Origin of the sequence: uncultured Campylobacter sp., assembly GCF_937980635.1 — a bacterium.
GTDB lineage: Bacteria > Campylobacterota > Campylobacteria > Campylobacterales > Campylobacteraceae > Campylobacter_B.
Window position 1 is genome coordinate 1 of the sequence record NZ_CALJPG010000006.1, and the last position, 14602, is coordinate 14602.

The window sequence follows — 14602 nt, forward strand, 5'->3', positions numbered from 1 at the left end:
GCGAGGTCACGGGCCCGAAAATATATCTCATTTTTGCTCCATGATTTGATTTGCGAATGACGGCGTTTTTGGCGCAAGATTTCGCTTTGAAATTTTACTTTACGGAATTTTAATTTGCAAAATTTTAATTTGAAATTCCGCATCGTGAAATTTTGCTGAAAATTTGCTTTTAAAAATTTAGCTAGGAAATCCCGCTTTGAAATTCTACGTAGCAAATTTATACCGATCTTAAGCCTCGCGCCAATAACGCTTTGAATCAAGCCTTGAAAATTCTACGTAGCAAATTTATGCCTTGAAATTTAACTTCCGCGTGCCGAAATTTGGCGCCGCTTTTATGCGAAATTCCACTTCCGCGCTCCGCCCCCGCTACGAACGGAATTTTAAGCTTAGAGCTTTGAATTTATCCTTAAATTTAGGGCGCTGTGCGAAATTCATATAAAAAATTCGCATTATGTGCGGACGAGTGAGCTTTGAAATTCCAAAATTCCTAGAATTTCGCTAAAATTGCGGGCAAATTTAAAGAAGGGCGAAATTTTGACTATTTATGATTTGGAGCGCCTGAGGCTGGATGCGAAAAAGCACGTGGAGCAGCTAAAGCTGGTTGCCGTTATAAGTACGGTGGCGCTGCTTGCGGCGTTTTGTATCATCGCGTATTTCGTGCGTAGGCAGGGCGTGCAGAGCTCTAGCGCGACGATGCTTATGCTGCTGGCGGTCGCCTCGCTCGCCGTAAGCCTGCGCGAAGTGCATCTGAACGGCTGGCAAAAGGATCTCATCGGCACGGAAAATATCTTAAAGTTCGGCGCGGTCGCGATCTCGTTTTTGATCTTCAAATACTCCGCGGCCTTGCCGCAGGCGCTGATAGGCTTGGCTGCGCTCGCGCTTGGGGCGTGGCTGGCGAGGGAGCTTTACGCGCTCGGCGTAAAAAGCATGCAAGAGATATTTACGGGGCGATACCGCCAAAGCTACAAACAGCACTATCTGGCGCCTTTCGTGCGCGAGCTTGGCTACGAATACGTCTCCTATGGCAGCGTGCCGTTTTGGCGCGTGGTGCAGAGTGATCTGTTCGAGTTTATCGAAAATCTGCGCGGCAACGACCGCGTGGGCGGCGCGTGGCAGGGGGTGAGCTTCGAGTTTAGCGATGTGAGCTTTTTTCATCAAAATTTACAGCACGAGCTCGTGGGGGCGTTTTTCGTAGCGGAATTTAACAAACGCATCATCGCGCCCGTTTTCATCTATCCGCGTGAGATACAAAATAAGCAGCATATCGATCTAAAGCCCGTTGCGATGGACAACGTGGAATTTGCCGCGCGCTACAAGGTGCTTAGCGACGAGCCGCAAAACGCGATGTACGTGCTAACCCCTGCATTTATGGAGCGATTTTTGGCGGTGGGCGATGCGCTCGGGGCGCAGATCTGGGCGAGCATCAGAGAGCGGCGGATCCATATTTTTGTACACACCGGGCGCGATAATTTCGAGCCTAGCGTCTATGAAAGCGTGCTGCGCCGCGACCCCGCAAGCGAGATAAAGAGTGAAATTCTAAGCTTTTTGAGTATCGTTAAAATTTTAAAACTGAACGTGAGGATTTGGATTTAGACGAGCGAGTTTGGTTAGATAAAATTTATAAATTTTTGCGGCAAACCAAGCGTCGATCGCCTAGACTCATACTTGCAGCTTTATAGTTTTAGGCGAACAGATAATTCTTTTTGATGTAGTCGATATCTATATTTTTCTGCAAAAAATACTCTTTGATATCGTTGTAAATTTTATCATTGTAGATATAGATAAGATAGTATCTTGGTAAAATATTGTTATATCCGGGGTTAGTTGTATATTCGGCAACCCTTATAAACGGCATAACACTAAAGCCCTTGAGGTTTTTATTCATCGATAGATAAAATATAAAATTTAAGAAAAACCCCCATAGGTAGATAAAAAATATTATCTCCAAAAGTTCCCATTTTAAAGCTATTAGCCCCATTATCGTAAGAGATAAATTGCAGATATTCCGCGAAATTTTTGAGCTAATAAATATGTCAATCGAAAAGCTCCTTCGCAGTTCGTCGAATTCTACTTTGCAAAATCTCTTAACGACGCCGTTTTCAATAAATTCTATATATCTATCCGTAAACCTTATTTGCTGCTTGCTACGAATTAGCTTGAATACGCATATCGCAATAAGAATCCCTAACATTACCAAATTCATAACTACGCCTTTTGGCGAACATAAAGATCCGCATTCCATAAAATCCTCTATTATAGCTATCGTTAAGATGGAAAATAACAATACCAAATACCAAGCGATCACAAAAAATTTTTCATAGCCGTTTATAATCAACGGCTCTTTGTCGTAATCCCTGGGTTTTTTCTTATTAGAAATTTCCATTACTTTACATTCTTTTTATGAAATTTTGATTTCTCGTAATGGTTTTTCGCATAGCCTAATCGATTTTTACTTTGTGTCGCCATTACTTATTCCTTTTATTTATATAAAAATTTGCGGTCTAATTTTGTCTAAATTTTTACCCGTTTTTAGTAAAAAATAGGTTTTTAGCTCCTTGTATTCGTTGCTCGTTAAAATCGAGGCGTCGATGATGAAGTGCTTATCAAAAATGATCAAACTATCGCCGCTTAGCATATTCAGTCCAAGTCCTAGCCCGTTTATTATCCTAAAAATCAGCAATGGAAGCATGCCGAGCCCAAATGCTATCGGCACTATAAATGGGGCTATCGCATAGCCCTTAAAGTAAAAAACGGCGGACATTAAAACGAAGTAGATCATAACGACACAGAACCCAAACTTTTTTGTAGCGATCGGTGATTGAAATTCGGAAGGTCCGAAGGTTCGTTTAATCTCCACTATATTTGATAGTTCTATCTTAAATAAGATCAAATTCTTCTTCGTAGAAAAATACTCTATGGCGGAATTTTTAAATTTAATATAGCAGCTTCCTAGCTCTTTTGGACGCCTAGTTAGCTCTCCGGGATGCCTATATGGAGAGAGGTATGAAATGATATCTAAAAGAAATAGAAACGGCAGATATAGTTTTATCATTTCTATCGCGTTATCTTTGATGATTATCGGATATTTGTCGTAATCCCTAGGATTGGCCTTTTCTAGCGTAGTGCTGATTTTAAATTTATCCAAATTTAGCTCTTTATAAATAGAATTTCAAAGCGTTTTATATGCCCCCAAACAAATAGGATGGCAGCGCGCAAGTGCGGCAAATAATCCGCTATCTGCCGCCGTACGGCTCGTAAATCTGTAGTCTGTAAAATTCATAGCTCACACAATCATGCCGTGCCGCTAGTCTGCAAAACTGCGCTTCTTAAAGCGTAAAAAACCGTGGCGCCTCACTAACTCGTAAAATTTTGGCTCGCCAAAGTCGCGTTGCGCCGCAGGCTGATAAAATTACGGCTCGCATAAACGCAGCGCAATACGTGCAAAAGTAAAATCTACGGCTTGCAAAATCAAGCCGCAGCATTCAAAAGCGAGCTTAAGCTTTTGGAATTCTGATCTTCTGTCCCGGATAGATGAGGTTCGCGTCCTTGATAACCTCGCGGTTGGCGTCGAAAATAACCTTGTATTTATTCGCGTCGCCGTAGAATTTCTTCGCGATTTTAGATAGGTTATCGCCCTTTACAATGGTGTAGTAGTTCTCGGCGCTATCCTCTCTAATGCCCTCGATCTGCACGTTTTTAATGCCTGCAGTGTTGCCCGCGATGAGGGCTGCTTTTTCGAGAGTTTCCTTATCGGCGTTGCCGCTGATTTTGACGGTATCGCCCTGTACCTCGACCTCTAGCCCCTCTACCGGCGTAGAGCTGAGATTGGCGGCGATCTCGTCTTTTACGGATTTGGCGTCATCGCCTAGACCTAGTAGTTTCTTGCCTGCTTCGGCTACGAATGAAAGTAAACCCATGTTTTCTCCTTTGGTTAAAGTGGCGAAATTTTATCTTAAATTTACCAACGATCAGCTTAGATGCATATCCTTACGGCTCCGCCTTAGCCCAGTGATGTGGTTCGGTCTATGTGCGCGACCGCGGGTTCTCAGACCATCATCGCCGCGCCTACGCTAAATTTTTCGTCAGTAAATTTCTAGCGATCACGGCGCATACGATGCTAAAAACGACGACCGAATACGAATTAATATTTAGCCCACAAAATCCCGCGCTTAGGGCAAAGGCGCAAAGCGGTGCGTTTAGATTGATCGCTAAAAAAGCAGCCCCTCCGCAAACGCCCGCCGCGCTTAGGTTAATAGGCAGAATTTCGCCGATCGCAAACCCCACGCATAGCCCTAAAACTGCGCCCAGCGCGAAACTCGGCGTGAGCGTGCCGCCGTATCCGCCGCAGCGAAAGATCATCAAAATGCAAAACGCTTTGCAAAGCAAGATCGCAAGCAAATACGGGCTAAAGGATGCGGAGTTGAAAGCAAACTGCGCTGCGGAGCGCCCGTTACCTAAAATTTCAGGCACGTATGCGCCGACCGCCGCGGTAAGCAAGAATGCAAATGGCAGTGTAAGCGTGATTTTAAGGCTTTTTATGCGCAGCTTTTCGCACAAGCGCACCCCGTCTTGAAAGTATTTTGCTGCGACCCCCGTGACAAGCCCGATTAGCGCCGCTGCGAGTAAATTCTGTGGGGTAGGGGCGAAGTTCGAAACTGCGTAATAAATTTCTTTTGAAGCTCCGAATTCTGCCGTAGCTGTAGCCACCGCGCTTGTGGCAAAGGCGCATAAAATCGCTCGAGTATCGAAGCTTTTAAGCAAAATTTCTAGGCTAAAAAGCGCGCCCGCTAGCGGGACGTTATATGCAGCGCCTAGTCCCGCTCCAGCGCCGCATGCGACAAATAGCCGAAGCTCATCTCCGCCGATATTTAAGGCGCGGCAAATTTTAGCCGCAAATAAGCCACCCAGCTCGCGCGGAGCAGCCTCGCTGCCTACCGGTGCGCCCAGAGCGATGGCTACAAGCTGCAAAACCGAGTGGATTAAATTTTGCCAAAACGGCGGATTTTGCCCATTCATCATCGAAGCTACGTTTAAAAAAGGTTTTAGTCTCATCAGCATAATTCTAATTAAAGTTACGATTGCGCCAGCTGCGAGGACGCTAAGAAAGCGCCTAAGCGCAGTGGTTTGCTCCGTGATAATGTGAAATTCCTCATCATTATGTCCGAAAGCAAAAGTTTCAATTTCGTTGATGCCGAAGTTTAAGACCCCTGCGCAAAGCCCCATTATAACGCCTATCGCAAGGATCGCTAGAAAGAATTTAGTACTCAAAATATGCCTTTTTGAAACGCATAATTATATAAAATTTTAGCTTTAAAAAATCCTTATCATGCGTGTAAAAGTAGCTAAAACGCGAGTAAAATTTAAATAATGGCTAGGAATTTATATCGTCTCCGCGGGTAAATTTTGCGCAAAATTCTATGAAGCTTAGGCAGGTACGGAATTTTATTTACGTTAATTGCGCGAGTAAAATTTACGTAGATTTTATATCGCGCGTAGAAAATTTAGTAAAATTTCGCATCGCGCTGAAGGATAAAATTTTATTTGAAATTTCTTGCCGCGAGGACAGGCGAAATTCTACGTAAAATTGAAATCTATCCGAGCGGGTAAAATTTTAAATTGAGTAAGCGAGAAAATTTTGCAGAGGACGCGTGGGATTTCGCGCAGAATTCTAATTTACGAAAGAGGGCAAAATTCCGCGTAGAATTCCGATCCGCGTAAGCAGGCGAAATCTCGCGTTAAATTCTAAGCTGCGTGGCTGAGCAAAATTTCGCGCAGAATTTTAATTTGTGTGAGTCATAGGGATTTTACGCCCGCGAATAAATTCGCTTAGGATTTTGCTATTTTTTCCAAATATCGTCGTTTTTGCCGGCTGCGGGCGCGCTTAGCTTTTTATCCAGAGCCGAAATTTTATCCGCGAGCTTTTGCGCGCCGCCGAAAATTTCATCTTTTTTCGGAAGTCCGAAGTGAAATTTTGAGCCTACGCTATCTCCGATGCTTGCAAGTAGCGATTTGGGCGCGTTTGCGATCGCGTCTTTAAAGATCGCCGCATCGATTCCGAGCTCGGCTAAGTTTTTTAACGCCCGCGCAGAGCCGATAAACATCGCGATCTTGGCGTCAAAAAGATAATCGTTTGCTAGCTTTTGCGCGGCTGCGGCGGATTTTTTATCCACGACGATGAAGCGCGCGCCTGCGCCGTTTGCGAGTAAAATTTCATTTATATCGTTCGTAATAACGCTAAATTTTTTCTGCGCCTTTTGCGCGGCGGCGATTAGCCTGTCGTTAAATTTAAAGAGCAGATTGTCGTATTTGAAAACTTCGTCGCCGTTTTTGATGAGATACAGCGGCTCGTAGGGCACGAGCGCGTGGCCTAGGATGATCATTTGCCACCCCTTAGTTTGGCTTCGCAGGATTTGCAAAGGCGCTTTTTGTCGCGCAGAGCAAGCTCGTCGCTACTAAAGTACGTCCCGCACTCGTCGCACGCCAAAAGCTCGGTCGCATCGTCCTTTTTCTTTATGCGAAATCTAGGCACTATCAAAAAATATATGAGCGCCGCGATGACGGCTATGGCTAGAATTTTTCCCATTATTTCACCCCTTTGATCACTAAAAATTTTCTATTTTTCAAAGCGTTTTCGCCGCTAAAAATTTCGCAGCGCGCGCTTGCAAATTCCTTGCGGAATTCCGCCGCTTCCGCCTCTGCGCCCGAGCCTTTGTAGAGTAAAAACGTCGTGTTTTCATCGTAAAAGCCGCTGCAAATTTCGACTAAGCTTCGCGCGCTCATCAAAGCTCGCGAGCTTATCAGATCGGCGCGTAGCTTTGCGCCGTCTTGTACGCGCTCGGCGTGGATTTTTACGTTAGCTAGCGCTAGACTAACCTTTGCGTAGGTTAGAAACGCCGCTTTTTTTTGATTTGGCTCAAACAGATGCCACTCGCACAGCGGCAGCGCAAGCGCCAAAAATATCCCGGGAAAGCCCGCCCCCGAGCCGATGTCGCACGCGACGTGCGGATAGCGCGGTATGAACTCCGCTCCGCTTAGGCTGTCGCGCACCACCGCGTCCAAATCGTCGTAATTCGTGAGGCTATGGACGCGGTTAAATTTTTGCAGACAGGCTTTAAATTTAGCTACCTGCTCGCCAAAGCTCTCGCCCGGCGCAAGCTTCACAGCAGATGCCCCATCTGCTCTTTTTTGACGCGCAGATAGTTTTCGTTAAATTTATTAGGCGTGATGATTATCGGCACGCGCGCGACCACTTCGACTTTTAGATCGTGCAGCTTTTGCGGATTATTCGTAAGTAGATTTATACGAGAAATTCCAAAATGAGCGAGTATGAAATCCACGATCTCGTAGGTGCGCTCGTCCGCTTTGAAGCCGAGCTGATGATTTGCTTCTATCGTATCGAGGCCCTGATCTTGCAGCGCGTAGGCGTTGATTTTATTAAAAAGCCCGATATTTCGCCCCTCTTGACGCAGATAGATCACCATGCCGCCATGCTCTTCGATATATTTTAGGCTCGCTTCGAGCTGCTCGCCGCAGTCGCACTTTAGGCTGCCGATCGCATCGCCGGTAAGGCACTCCGAGTGGATACGCACGTTTACGACGCCCGCGAAAGGCTGCTTAAATATCGCTAAATGTTCCTTATTTCCTTGCTTGAACGACTGAACGCGGAAGCTTCCGAAGCGGGAGGGGAGATTTGCGACCTCTGAAATTTTTATATCCATGCTTAAATTTACTCCAATTGTGATATTATGAATCCCGCAATTCTAGCTAAAAAAGGAAAAATAATGTTTAAACGATTTAGACGCCTACGAATAAACCCCGCGCTTAGGGATCTAGTGCGACAAACCGATCTGCAAACCCGCTTTCTAATCTATCCGCTTTTTGTGGTGGAAGGAAGCGGCATCAAAAAGGAGATCGCCTCGATGCCCGGCGTATTTCAGATGAGCGTGGATGAAATTTTAAAAGAGTGTGAAATTCTCATATCGCTTGGTTTGGATAAAATTTTACTTTTTGGAATTCCTTTGCTAAAGGACAGTATCGGCTCGGATGCGCTAAGCGAGGACGGCATCATCGCGACTTCGCTACGCGCGATAAAGGCTAAATTTCCAAATTTGCTCGTCATCACCGATCTATGCTTTTGCGAATACACCGACCACGGGCACTGCGGCATCATCGATCATGTGCATCAGACGGTGGATAACGACGCGACGCTTGAAATTTCGGCACAGCAGGCGCTCATCCACGCCAAAGCGGGCGCGGATATGATCGCTCCAAGCGGCATGATGGACGGTATTATCGCCACTCTGCGAGAGACGCTTGATCGCGAAGGATTTGAAAATTTGCCGATTATGGCGTATTCGACGAAGTTCGCCAGCGGCTACTACGGGCCGTTTCGCGACGTGGCAGAGAGCGCACCGAGCTTCGGCGATCGCAGCAGCTACCAGATGGATCCTGCAAATAGATTTGAGGCGATCAACGAAAGCCTGCAAGACGAGGCGCAGGGAGCGGACATCTTGATGATAAAGCCCGCGCTTGCGTATCTGGATCTAATCAGAGACCTTAGAGAGCGCACGCTGCTGCCGATCTGTGCGTATAATGTAAGCGGCGAATACTCGCTATTGCAGGCGGGTAAAAAAGCGGGCGTGATCGATTATGAGCGCGTGATGATGGAGACGATGATAGGCATAAGGCGCGCGGGTGCTGATATGATCATCACCTATCACGCCAAAGAGATCGCAGAAATTTTAAACTCGCGCAGGTAAAATTTTAAGAATTTTGGAATTTTAAAATTTCACGGCAGCGGCGAGACTTGGTTTTTGAAATTTACTTCGCGGCACGTAGCGCAAATTTTAAAATTTAAAGCCAAATAAAACGCTACGTAAGCGAAAACAGTGTAAAATTTAACCGAAAAGGAGCGATATGAGGCACTTTCTTACGTTAAACGATTTTAGCAAAGACGAGATAATCGAAATTTTAAATTTAGCCTTTGAGATTAAAAAAGAGGCCAAGGCGCGAAATTTCAAGCCATATTTAAAAGATCAAAAATTAGCGATGATATTTGAAAAAAGCTCGACCAGGACGCGAGTTAGCTTTGACGTGGGGATGAACGAGCTCGGCGGACACGCGCTATTTTTGAGCAGTCGCGACATCCAGCTCGGGCGAGGCGAGCAGGTCAAAGACACTGCGCGCGTGATCTCGCGAATGTGCGATCTAATCATGGCGCGCGTAAATCGCCACGAGACGCTAATAGAGCTTGCGGAATTTAGCCGCGTGCCGGTGATAAACGGGCTAAGCGATAAATTTCATCCCGTGCAGCTGATGGCGGATCTAATGACGATCGTGGAGTGCGGCATCTCAATTGCAAAGATAAAAGCCGCGTACGTGGGCGACGGCAACAATATGACGCACTCGTGGCTCATGCTTGCCAGTAAGCTTGGCTTTGAGCTGCGAATAGCGACGCCGAAAGGCTACGAAGCTGATCCGCAAATACTGGCGCAGGCGCAAGAAAATGCTAAAATTTCAGGCGCTAAAATTTTAATAACGAACGATATAAAAGAAGCCGCAAGGGGCGCAAACGTCGTGACGACCGATACTTGGGTCTCGATGGGGCAAGAGGCCGAAAAGGAGCAAAGAATTCGCGATTTCGCAGGCTTTTGCGTGGATGAAAATTTAATGGCTCTGGCTGAAAAAAACGCGATCTTTTTGCACTGTCTGCCGGCATACCGCGGATACGAGGTGAGCGAGGCCGTGTTTGAAGCGCATGCGGATGAAATTTTTGCAGAGGCGGAAAATCGCCTGCACGCGCAAAAGGGCGTTATGGTCTGGCTGGATCAAAGAAGGTAAATTTAGGAGAAAGCATGGAAGAAAAAGAAAAAGCGCTAAAAAAGATCGACAAAGCGAGCGAATTTTTCGGGCTCGAAAGCTCGAAAAGGACGGTTTTTGAAATTTCGCAGGGCGAGGACAACGAGAAAAAACTCACTCTAAAAAGCGGCTCGTGGAGCGATGAGGAGCCGTGGTTTGGCATCGACGAAAATAACGAAGTGCACACGATGATCTCGATAAAATCGCTTGCAAATCTCATCGCCGCGACTAAAAACGCGATGCAGGAAAATTTTAATCTCAAGCTTGAGCGCTCGATCTTGCAGCATACGCCGGTGGATTTCGGCGACGCATGGATCGTGTGTATGGACGAGATCAGAAGGCTAACGGGCGCAGATCCGAGTGCGAAAAGATTAAGCTTAGACGTAGATGCCGTCGTTTCGCGCGTAAAAAGTCTGCATCCGAACCTTTTCATCGACATCGAAGAGCTTGTCAAAGCCAAGGCGGGCGGCCGTGAATAACATAGACTTCGACGCTTACGCGAAATTTTCGCGCCCGGGGCCTCGCTACACGAGCTATCCGACCGCGCTGGAATTTAGCGAAAATTTCAGCTACGACGGGTATTTGAACGAGCTGAAAAATCAGAAAAGCTCCACGCCGCTGTCGCTTTACTTTCACATGCCGTTTTGCCGCTCCGCCTGTTATTTTTGCGGCTGCAACGTAATCTACACGGGCAAGCGCGACAAGATGGATCGGTATTTGGACTATATCGAGCGCGAAATGCAAATTTTAAGCGGCGTCGTGGACGGCTCGCGGCAGATCGTGCAGATGCACTTCGGCGGCGGCACGCCTACGTATTTTAGCGCCGAACAGCTCGCGCGCCACATAAAAAATATCAAAAAATATTTTAAAAACTTCAGCTCCGAAGCCGAAATCAGCTGCGAGATCGATCCGCGGTTTTTAAACGCCGAGCAGCTTGACGTGCTCGTTTCAAACGGCTTTAACCGCATAAGCTATGGCGTGCAGGACTTTGATGAGCGCGTGCAAAAGGAGATCCACCGCATCCAGCCTTTCGAGCTTACGAGGGACGTCATAGCCATGGCGCGCGAGAGGGGGATAAAGTCGATAAATATGGATCTGATCTACGGCCTTCCGTATCAGAGCCTAGCTAGCTTTAAGCGCACGCTGGAGCTTGCGCTTTCGCTTGATCCGGACCGCTTCGCGATCTTTAACTATGCGCATGTGCCGTGGATAAAAAAATCTATGCGTAAATTTGACGAGACGACACTGCCAGAACCAAAGGTGAAGCTTGAAATTTTAAAATTTACCCACGATTTTTTGAGCGCGAACGGATATGAGATGATCGGCATGGATCACTACTCAAAGCCCGCGGATGAGCTTCACGCCGCACTTAAAAACGGCTCGCTGCACCGTAATTTTCAGGGCTACACGACCAAGGGCGGCGCCGATTTGATCGGCATCGGGCTAACCAGCATAGGCGAGGGCGCGCGCCACTACGCGCAAAATTTCAAAGATATGGATGCGTATGAAGCCGCGATCGATGCGGGCGGGCTGCCGTATTGCAGGGGTATTTTGCTAAATGAAGAGGATCTGCTGCGCAAAGAGGTGATTATGGGGCTTATGAGTAATTTTTGCGTCGATATAGAGGCGATCGAGGAGAAATTTAAGATAAAATTTTTCGAGCATTTTAGCGCGAGCCTAAAGCAGCTTGAGGCGCTAAAGGATTTCGTGCAAGTCTCGCCGAATAGAATTTCGGTAACGCCTACCGGCACGCTTTTGATCCGCAATATCGCGATGTGCTTTGATGAGTATATGGGTAAAAATTTGGGCGAGAAGCGCTTTTCTAAAACCGTCTAAGCGGCGCGGCTATGAGTAGGGCAAAGCTTGGAGCGTTCGATTTTGCGGCACTTAGCGAGCGCTGCGTAAAATGTGGTAAATGCATCCAAGTCTGCACGATTCATGGCATTAACGGCGATGAAGTAACGAGCCCACGCGGATTTGTGGATCTTTTGGGCGCTTACGGCAGGAATGAGCTAAAGCTTGATAAAAACGCTAAGAAAATTTTTGAGAGCTGCTTTTTATGCACCAGCTGCGTAGATATTTGCGGCGAGTCTTTGCCCATAGATACGGCAATCGAGAATATTCGCGCGCACATTGCAGAAAAAATTGGCATCGCGTGGTACAAAAAAGCTGCGTTTTGGCTGCTTGGGCACCGCAAAGCGCTGGATCTAGCAGCAGCGCTTGGATACGTGTTTCTTAGCTGTGGCTTTAAGATGCGAAAAGATACGCAAAGCTCTATGTCGCCTAGATTTGGCTTGCCACTACTTAAAAAAGAGCGCTTGTTGCCTGCTCCTGCGAAAAAGAGCTTTATGAACTCGCACGCAGAATTTATCGATAACGGCGGCGAAAAAACTATTGGAATTTTTATAGGCTGCATGGCAAACTACGCTTACACGGGCGTAGGCGAGGCGGTTTTACATATCGCGCGAGCGCTAAAGCTAAACGTAAATTTGATGAAGGAACAAGCCTGTTGCGGCGCTCCTGCGTATTTTACGGGAGATTTTGCGGCGGTTGAACGCGTGGCAAAATTTAATATAGCATATTTCGAAAAAGCTCTGCCTGCTCTTGATGCGATTATCGTGCCCGAGGCTACGTGCTCTGCGATGCTGCGGGTGGATTACGCGCATTTTTTTGAAAACGAGCCGCAATGGAAAGCCCGTGCGCAAAAGCTTGCGAGTAAAATTTTTATGGCGAGCGAATACTTTTATAAATTTACAAACTTAGGTGATCTTTTGATGCGCCGCGGCAAAAGGGCTTTAGCGATTACTTATCACGATCCGTGCCATGCCCGCAAAATGCAGGGTATTTGGAAAGAACCGCGCGGCTTGCTCGCTCAAAACTACGAAATAACCGAGATGGATGAGCCTAATAAATGCTGTGGATTTGGCGGCGTGACGATGCAAACCGAGCGCTACGAGCTCGCGCGCGCAGTGGGATTAGCTAAGGCGCGTGCAATGGCAGATCTGCCTGTGCGCGTAGTTTCTGCCGAGTGCAGTGCGTGCAGGATGCAGCTAAATAATTCGCTTTTTTTAAGCAGCTCGCAGACGAGGTGCGTAAATCCGCTGGAGCTCATCGCTGAGGCGCTTATGAGTGAGGAAAATTCCAATGGATAAAATTTAACATTTGTGAAATTCCTGCATTTCGTTAGCTTTTTACTCAATTCACATCCTGGGACAAAATTCCGTGCTTTTGAAATTTTGGTTTTTAAAAATTATGATTAAATTTTATCGTTAGCTTGTCAAGGTTGCGGTTTGTGTCTTTGAGCTTTTGGACAAAGTAGCCTGAAGCCGTGCACGGGGCGGCAAGCCCACAGGTTTTGCTCTGCGGCGGGGTTGGGTAATGTGATTTTAAATACTAAAATTTTTGTGGTTTAGAATTTTGTTGAGGGATTTGCGCAAAATTTTAAGAAGTTGAATTGGGGGATGGATTTTGGCAAAATTTTAATTTTATGTGGCATTGTTTGAAATTCTATGGAATTTGCGCTATAAGCGAATGACTGGATTTTTGATTTATTGATTTGCGCGGATTTGCTTAGCGTTGCAGGATTAAAGCGCGAATTTTGAATTTCATAAAATTTTTAAGTTAGTTACCTATGGCTTCTTGCACTTCGCGGTTTCGACATTGCGGCAAAATTTCTTTCAAAAATGCCAAAGTATGCATAAAATATACTTACAATTTTCAGTACGAGATATTTGGCAAAAAGGCTAAGCTAGCGAGATCGGGGCTTTAAATTTAATTTTATTCTTGCTCTTTTTCGTCATCTTCGGAGTCTAGCTTTGCTTCTTCAATCAAAAGCCTGTTGGCTTCGGTAGCCTTTTTTAGCTCGCTTAAGTTTTCTTCTATCTTATTTAGGCGCTTTTCAAGGGCATTCAGGCGCTTTTCGGAGCGAGAGATAAAGTAATAAATCAGATAAATCATAAAAACTATTATGATCCAAGGTACGATTTTCATATAAAATTCCTTAAAATTTAAAATTACGCGCATTATAGCAGAAATTTTATGAAATTTTAAAATAGGCTGTTTTAGCCTTGACAATTGGGGATTTTTCGGTTATAATTGCCACTTCAATTTCAAAATGCTGGTGTAGCTCAGCTGGTAGAGCTACTGCCTTGTAAGCAGTGGGTCGGCGGTTCGATCCCGTCCACCAGCTCCATTTTTTGTAACAGTGTTTGACCAGATTTCATCAAAGGGTGAGATACTCAAGTGGCCAACGAGGGCAGACTGTAAATCTGCTGGCTTTGCCTTCCGTGGTTCGAATCCACGTCTCACCACCATGAATTTTTGATGCGGGATTAGCTCAGTTGGCTAGAGCATCAGCCTTCCAAGCTGAGGGTCGCGGGTTCGAGCCCCGTTTCCCGCTCCACCATTTAGGTTTACTGGGAGCTGTAAAACTTAACTGCTTTTATATGCTTACATAATCTAAATTTTGGTCGCATTGTTGGGTATTGGTAGCGATTTCTCTTTGCCTGAGTTTAGGCTCATATGGCTCAGAGGTAGAGCACTTCCTTGGTAAGGAAGAGGTCGTGGGTTCAAGTCCCGCTATGAGCTCCATAAAATAGAGTCGCTTAGTTTGTTGTGTAATCCACAAATCAATAACGGAGGATATGATGGCTAAAGAAAAATTTAATCGTAACAAGCCACACGTAAACATTGGTACCATCGGTCACGTTGACCATGGTAAGACTACTTTGACAGCTGCTATTTC

17 protein-coding genes and 4 tRNA genes are annotated in these 14602 nt (G+C 46.0%); 12 read left to right on the plus strand and 9 right to left on the minus strand.

Going from position 1 to position 14602, the window contains the following annotated elements; genetic code table 11:
- Positions 1-534 precede the first annotated feature (534 nt).
- Positions 535-1593 (plus strand): DUF3137 domain-containing protein, encoded by a 1059-nt coding sequence (locus tag Q0460_RS00680; RefSeq protein ID WP_299083606.1) that lies wholly within the window; start codon positions 535-537, stop codon positions 1591-1593.
- An 88-nt stretch (positions 1594-1681) separates the two neighbouring features.
- Here Q0460_RS00680 and Q0460_RS00685 read toward each other — a convergent pair whose 3' ends face one another.
- The 4 genes from Q0460_RS00685 to Q0460_RS00700 form a co-directional block, all read right to left on the minus strand.
- On the minus strand, positions 1682-2383 hold the full coding sequence (locus Q0460_RS00685) for a hypothetical protein (RefSeq protein WP_299083609.1): 702 nt from the start codon (positions 2381-2383) through the stop codon (positions 1682-1684).
- Between the two features lie 99 nt (positions 2384-2482).
- Positions 2483-3145, minus strand: coding sequence for a hypothetical protein (locus tag Q0460_RS00690; protein WP_299083612.1), 663 nt, complete (start codon positions 3143-3145; stop codon positions 2483-2485).
- A 349-nt stretch (positions 3146-3494) separates the two neighbouring features.
- Positions 3495-3917, minus strand: a complete 423-nt coding sequence (gene lysM / locus Q0460_RS00695; RefSeq protein WP_299083615.1) for a peptidoglycan-binding protein LysM — start codon at positions 3915-3917, stop codon at positions 3495-3497.
- A gap of 148 nt (positions 3918-4065) precedes the next feature.
- Entirely contained in the window at positions 4066-5268 is a 1203-nt protein-coding gene (locus Q0460_RS00700; protein WP_299083618.1) for a chloride channel protein, read from the minus strand.
- A gap of 149 nt (positions 5269-5417) precedes the next feature.
- Between Q0460_RS00700 and Q0460_RS00705 the strand changes: the two genes are divergently transcribed.
- Positions 5418-5582, plus strand: a complete 165-nt coding sequence (locus Q0460_RS00705; protein ID WP_299083621.1) for a hypothetical protein — start codon at positions 5418-5420, stop codon at positions 5580-5582.
- A gap of 255 nt (positions 5583-5837) precedes the next feature.
- Here the strand turns inward: Q0460_RS00705 and Q0460_RS00710 are convergent, their stop codons facing one another.
- The 4 genes from Q0460_RS00710 to ribA are packed head-to-tail and all read right to left on the minus strand — an operon-like array spanning position 5838 to position 7718.
- Positions 5838-6380, minus strand: a complete 543-nt coding sequence (locus tag Q0460_RS00710) for a hypothetical protein (protein WP_177386854.1) — start codon at positions 6378-6380, stop codon at positions 5838-5840.
- Positions 6377-6583: a hypothetical protein gene (locus Q0460_RS00715; RefSeq protein ID WP_177386853.1), complete on the minus strand. Its 207-nt coding sequence runs from the start codon at positions 6581-6583 to the stop codon at positions 6377-6379. Before Q0460_RS00715 ends, Q0460_RS00710 begins: the two co-directional genes overlap by 4 nt.
- Positions 6583-7161, minus strand: coding sequence for a 16S rRNA (guanine(527)-N(7))-methyltransferase RsmG (rsmG, locus tag Q0460_RS00720; protein ID WP_299083626.1), 579 nt, complete (start codon positions 7159-7161; stop codon positions 6583-6585). Before rsmG ends, Q0460_RS00715 begins: the two co-directional genes overlap by 1 nt.
- On the minus strand, positions 7158-7718 hold the full coding sequence (ribA, locus tag Q0460_RS00725) for a GTP cyclohydrolase II (protein WP_299083629.1): 561 nt from the start codon (positions 7716-7718) through the stop codon (positions 7158-7160). The genes rsmG and ribA overlap by 4 nt, the downstream gene beginning before the upstream one ends.
- A gap of 63 nt (positions 7719-7781) precedes the next feature.
- On the opposite strand from ribA, the gene hemB reads away from it, so the two are divergent.
- The 5 genes from hemB (at position 7782) to Q0460_RS00750 (ending at position 13010) form a co-directional block, all read left to right on the plus strand.
- Entirely contained in the window at positions 7782-8759 is a 978-nt protein-coding gene (gene hemB / locus Q0460_RS00730; protein ID WP_299083631.1) for a porphobilinogen synthase, read from the plus strand.
- A gap of 157 nt (positions 8760-8916) precedes the next feature.
- Positions 8917-9840 carry an ornithine carbamoyltransferase gene (gene argF / locus Q0460_RS00735; protein WP_299083634.1) on the plus strand — a complete coding sequence of 308 codons (924 nt, stop codon included), beginning with the start codon at positions 8917-8919 and terminating at the stop codon, positions 9838-9840.
- Positions 9841-9854: 14 nt separating this feature from the next.
- On the plus strand, positions 9855-10337 hold the full coding sequence (locus Q0460_RS00740) for a DUF2603 domain-containing protein (protein ID WP_299083637.1): 483 nt from the start codon (positions 9855-9857) through the stop codon (positions 10335-10337).
- Positions 10330-11694 carry an oxygen-independent coproporphyrinogen III oxidase gene (hemN, locus tag Q0460_RS00745; protein WP_299083640.1) on the plus strand — a complete coding sequence of 455 codons (1365 nt, stop codon included), beginning with the start codon at positions 10330-10332 and terminating at the stop codon, positions 11692-11694. The genes Q0460_RS00740 and hemN overlap by 8 nt, the downstream gene beginning before the upstream one ends.
- Before the next feature lie 11 nt (positions 11695-11705).
- A complete protein-coding gene (locus tag Q0460_RS00750) occupies positions 11706-13010 on the plus strand; it encodes a (Fe-S)-binding protein (protein ID WP_299083643.1) in 1305 nt (434 codons plus the stop codon).
- A 625-nt stretch (positions 13011-13635) separates the two neighbouring features.
- Here Q0460_RS00750 and Q0460_RS00755 read toward each other — a convergent pair.
- Entirely contained in the window at positions 13636-13848 is a 213-nt protein-coding gene (locus Q0460_RS00755; RefSeq protein ID WP_299083646.1) for a hypothetical protein, read from the minus strand.
- Between the two features lie 126 nt (positions 13849-13974).
- On the opposite strand from Q0460_RS00755, the gene Q0460_RS00760 reads away from it, so the two are divergent.
- The 5 genes from Q0460_RS00760 to Q0460_RS00780 form a co-directional block, all read left to right on the plus strand.
- Positions 13975-14050: transfer RNA gene (locus Q0460_RS00760), tRNA-Thr, on the plus strand.
- 36 nt (positions 14051-14086) lie between these two features.
- Positions 14087-14171: transfer RNA gene (locus tag Q0460_RS00765), tRNA-Tyr, on the plus strand.
- Between the two features lie 12 nt (positions 14172-14183).
- Positions 14184-14260 (plus strand) — tRNA-Gly (locus tag Q0460_RS00770).
- Between the two features lie 113 nt (positions 14261-14373).
- Positions 14374-14448, plus strand: a tRNA-Thr gene (locus Q0460_RS00775).
- Between the two features lie 56 nt (positions 14449-14504).
- A partial coding sequence (locus tag Q0460_RS00780) for a GTP-binding protein (protein WP_298095519.1) occupies positions 14505-14602 on the plus strand: 98 nt, incomplete at its 3' end.